4 protein-coding genes and 1 pseudogene are annotated in these 4,271 nt (G+C 44.9%); 4 read left to right on the top strand and 1 reads right to left on the bottom strand.

Annotation, left to right across the window (positions count from 1 at the left end):
• A pseudogene (locus tag ABGY95_RS05615) lies at positions 1 to 496 on the top strand (DDE-type integrase/transposase/recombinase); the annotation flags it as partial.
• Positions 497 to 719: 223 nt separating this feature from the next.
• Here the strand turns inward: ABGY95_RS05615 and ABGY95_RS05620 are convergent.
• Complete coding sequence (locus ABGY95_RS05620) at positions 720 to 1,157, bottom strand: hypothetical protein (protein ID WP_347440716.1); 438 nt, start codon at positions 1,155 to 1,157, stop codon at positions 720 to 722.
• Between the two features lie 492 nt (positions 1,158 to 1,649).
• Between ABGY95_RS05620 and ABGY95_RS05625 the strand changes: the two genes are divergently transcribed.
• From ABGY95_RS05625 to ABGY95_RS05635, 3 genes are all read left to right on the top strand, one after another.
• Positions 1,650 to 1,808 (top strand): integrase core domain-containing protein, encoded by a 159-nt coding sequence (locus tag ABGY95_RS05625; protein ID WP_347440717.1) that lies wholly within the window; start codon positions 1,650 to 1,652, stop codon positions 1,806 to 1,808.
• A 362-nt stretch (positions 1,809 to 2,170) separates the two neighbouring features.
• Positions 2,171 to 3,547, top strand: a complete 1,377-nt coding sequence (locus tag ABGY95_RS05630; RefSeq protein WP_347440718.1) for an O-antigen ligase family protein — start codon at positions 2,171 to 2,173, stop codon at positions 3,545 to 3,547.
• Positions 3,548 to 3,804: 257 nt separating this feature from the next.
• Complete coding sequence (locus ABGY95_RS05635) at positions 3,805 to 4,002, top strand: DDE-type integrase/transposase/recombinase (RefSeq protein ID WP_347440719.1); 198 nt, start codon at positions 3,805 to 3,807, stop codon at positions 4,000 to 4,002.
• Positions 4,003 to 4,271 lie beyond the last annotated feature (269 nt).

The following is a 4,271-nucleotide window of genomic DNA, read 5'->3' on the forward strand; positions in this document are numbered from 1 at the left end:
CACCGATATCACCTATGTCCCGATGCCTCATGGGAGCGCTTAGCTGTGTGCCGTGATGGATTGGCATTCGCGTAAGGTGCTCGGCTGGGCTGTCTCAAATACGATGGACACAGGGCTTTGCCTTGAAGCTCTAAATAAAGCATTAGAGTCGACTGGGCGTGTTCCTGAGATCTTCAATACCGACCAGGGGAGTCAGTTTACTTCATCTGAATGGATATCGGCACTCAAGGGTCATAAGATTCAAATAAGCATGGATGGCAAGGGGCGCTGGATGGACAATGTCTTCATTGAGCGGCTGTGGAGAAGTGTGAAATATGAAGAGATTTTTCTATTCGAGCACTCCACTGTGCCCATGCTCCGCGCGGGATTGACCAAGTGGTTTGATAGATACAATGACTGGAGGCCCCACGACTCATTAGGCAACGACACGCCCTCAAATGCCTACGAACGTAAATCTGGAAACACTACCAATCCACAGGAGCAAGACGCCGCCTAGCCCCCAAATCGGCCAAAATTTGATACGGGCTCTAGTCTCACTCTTATATTATTAGCCAACTTATTATTCTATCGCAGCTTATAGTTGGACCTAATGGGCAGAGAACGGGACCCACATCATTTAAACGATAACCTAGATTGTAGAAGTGTCTCGTTTTAGGGAAAACTTACACCATTAACTGTCGCATGCAGACCGCTACTAAAGTGAAGGCATGACGAGTAGCTCAATTGAAGATTGAGTGTGCTTTGTAGTGGATTTCGGTAAGCTGCCACTTCTGCTGCAATGAAGTCAATATTTCGTAGGCTAGTTGTTTAGCCAACTCCTTTTGGCCTATACTATCTTGTTCCGAGAGCTTCCAGATTGAGCTGTAGTAAAGCCAGTGCCCATCTTGTGTCTTTTTAACAGAGACACTACCAGATGTTTTTGGACGATGCCTAGACTTAGGCTTTGTGATATTAAGCGATGTGTAGGCGTATGGGTATGTTGTGCTATGAATGGAAATTTTGTAATGTGGGTATGAGCCTGAAATCTGATTTACGAGTTCTTCTGAGCTTGGAGGCGGGCTTATGAGAGCCTCGGCAGTTTGAAGACCGTAGTGTGATTTGCAACTAGTGTTGAGCACTGCCACTGCCGTAGCAGTTAGGTATGAAATGATCCTCATATACATCTTACCATCAAACACTCAGCTTTTGACCAAAACCAGAAAATTACACAAAGAACTTAAATTTTAAAGGCAGGCGACCGGATTGAGGAGTATATTTGGAGATAAGGGAGAGTACAAGCGGGCCCGTGAGTCGGAGCCACAGGTATATTGAAATATCTTGCTGTTCATCGGTGGCTTAATCACCGAAAAATAGACAAATGCTACGTAAGAAAAGATTCCTCGTGCTGAATTTAAAGCACGTGTCACCCCCGAAGCCCTCCAGTGTAGTCGCTCAGTAAATGAATAGCCCAGCAGAATGATGTAGCTCCGTCCCTGGTTAGTCAGTGGAAAAAGGAGTCAGAGGCTTGTATGATTAAGCTTTTTGAGAGTTCTAACACCAGTAAGAAAGAGTTGAAAAGCTCGAAGTTAGAGAGGGTCAGATGGAGCGTAAATTGGGGCAACTCGTGCGAGACAATGTCTTTATCGAGCGTCTCTGAAGGAGTATCAAGTATGAGAAAATCAAGCTCTGGAGCTACTAGCAACGTAGCAGAACTAGAAGCTTTGGTTGATGACTGGATGGAGTTCTATAACCACCGAAGAATGCATCAATCGCTCTCAAAACAAACCCCATGGAGCGTCTACCAAGAAGCTCAACGACAAGCAACTTAAGCGGGCCTATGGCAATAAAAGCTAACGACACAAATAGATTGCCCACAGAAGGTTAATCACCAACATTAACTCGACATCGATAGAGCTGTCAGGATTTCAATATACACAGTAAATCACAGGCAACGCTTAGGAGACCACTTCACTTAAATGATCCTATCAAGCTTCGAATCAGCCACGTAAGTATTGGAGTGTGAATTTTCAACTGTTTCATGTTCAATGAATTCAGCTTATGGTTTGGCGTGCTTGAGTAAGCAAACACAAGCTATGGCCGAGATAATAAAGTGATTCAAATATATGATGGCAGATAGATTTACCTTCCTAGTGTAGGTCTGGCAGCGTACTTTAACGCATAGATAGGTAAGATGGAAATTCTCATGATAATTATTAAGGTCGGTATTATCTTCTCGGTATACCTCGTGGGAGGACCACTGCTTGGATTCATTATGAAAGGAAATGACATCCTTCGTAAAATATTCTTGGGTTTCACGGCATGGTGGTTAGTTCGACCACCTTCAGACTTCACTCTGATGCTCTATTCTATCGAGACTTATCGTGGGCATACAAAAGGATTTGAATTTAACTTTTTAGAGGGGATCGCAATAGGTTTAGCCCTAAATGCTATCCTAGAAAAAAGACATGACTTCAAGTTGCTTCCCCCGGGCATGCTTTTGTGGCTTGGATGGATCATGGTCTCCCTCTTTTCTGTAGTGAATGCGTTAGAGCCTCTGTATGTCTTCATGCCCGCATTCAAATTCCTCAAAATGGGGTTTATCATGATCGGTGTCTTTGCGGCAATTCGAGGGGAGAGAGATATTCTTGCCGTGATGAGGGGTTTCGCTATTGGCTTGATAACACAAGTCATCGTTTGCCTATGGGGGAGATACGTCGAGGGGGGCTTCAGAATAACTGGATGGTTTGAGCATCAAAACCCGATGTCCATGTGGACCTATATGATAGGTCTACCGATCCTAGGCTTAGCATTGTCAAACGAAACGAGCAAAAAAGATATGTGGCTATATTTGAGTGCCTTCGCCGCTGCTGGTTTGACGATCGTGCTCACAGTATCTCGAGCATCACTTGCTGTTTTTGGTGTTGGGGCGGTACTACTACTGCTTGGTTCATTAGTTAAGGGTTTTACTCCTCGGCGGATATCAATTGCGATCCTCGGAAGCCTAGGTGGTTTATTAGTGATGGCAATCGCTGCTGATACATTTATGTCAAGGATTGGGGTAGATAGTAGTCCTAAAAACGACCTGCGCATGGCTCTCGACAAACAATCACGGGCAATGCTTGAAGATCATCCGGTCGCGGGTATTGGCTGGAACAACTACGGCATAGCCAATAGCCGCCCTAGGGGAAATAAATACTCAGCCATTCTTGAGCAATGGGAGAAAAATCGCGGTCGTAGAATAGTACCAAGATTGTTTATGTCTAACCCATTAACGGAGAGCTTGTATTGGCTTTTACTAGCTGAGACTGGATATTTGGGGTTTTGTTTTTTCTTACTTTTTATGATTCAAACGTTTTGGTTTGGTGTCAGAAATACGCTTGCTTTCTGGAAAACCCCCTTGGGGCTGCTGTTCTATGGGATTACAGTTTCACTAGCTCTCACCTATTTACACGGCCAAGTTGAACGCGTTCTGACTCAGACAAAAAACTTAAGTACATGGATCATTCTATGCACCATCCTCTCGAAAGCTGAGTGGTGGCGAAGACTAGAAAAGAGAGGGCTCAAATAATAAAAGAGGCTCAGATAGAGCGTAAAGTGGGGCAACTCGTACTAGAGAAAGACTTTCTTCTAAAAAAAGTGCGAACAGCTGGGAATCGATGTGAGCGAAAAACTATGATTGATACCCAGCACGCTTTATCAATGAGACAGCAATCAGCTTTGCTGGAGGTCCACCGCAACCGCTTAAAGCCCAAAAGGGCTAAGATCAGTGAGGAGGATCACACGAGCATGCTGCATCTTGATGAAATCCACTTCAACTAGTGCCACATGGGGCAGCGCAACTTGATTCACGAACTCAGAGACAGTCCTGTGACGGCTGCGGATGAAGTCTGGTGCACTGACATCACTTATATACCAATGCTTAGAGGAAACGCTTACTTGATTGCTGTGATGGACTGGCACACGCGTGGGGTAATAACACGAGAAGTCTGCAATACGATGGATACTGCGTTTTGTCTTCGGTAATCACCTAAGGCATGCAAGCTACAGGCGGGCAACCTAAGATCGTCAACACTGATCAAGGCAGCCAATTGAATAGTAAAGAATGGGTGTCAAAAATTGGGTCTAGAGGGAGCACAGTGAGCACAGTGAGCACAAAAGTGCAGATGAGTAGCGCGACAAGCAGAGTGAGCATAGCGAGGTTCGTTATTAGCTAGAAAGCTGAGGAGTGACAATAAGAATGACCGTATGATTGTGTAATTGTAAAAAAAGGCTTAGCTCGAGGTGGAGGGCAG

It is taken from the genome of Rubritalea sp. (assembly GCF_039830215.1).
GTDB lineage: Bacteria > Verrucomicrobiota > Verrucomicrobiia > Verrucomicrobiales > Akkermansiaceae > Rubritalea.

Bases quoted from the DNA above. Each gene is read 5' to 3' on its own strand.
- ABGY95_RS05620 (WP_347440716.1), bottom strand. From the start codon at position 1,157: ATGAGGATCATTTCATACCTAACTGCTACGGCAGTGGCAGTGCTCAAC.
- ABGY95_RS05625 (WP_347440717.1), top strand. From the start codon at position 1,650: ATGAGAAAATCAAGCTCTGGAGCTACTAGCAACGTAGCAGAACTAGAA.
- ABGY95_RS05635 (WP_347440719.1), top strand. From the start codon at position 3,805: ATGGGGCAGCGCAACTTGATTCACGAACTCAGAGACAGTCCTGTGACG.
- ABGY95_RS05630 (WP_347440718.1), top strand. From the start codon at position 2,171: ATGGAAATTCTCATGATAATTATTAAGGTCGGTATTATCTTCTCGGTA.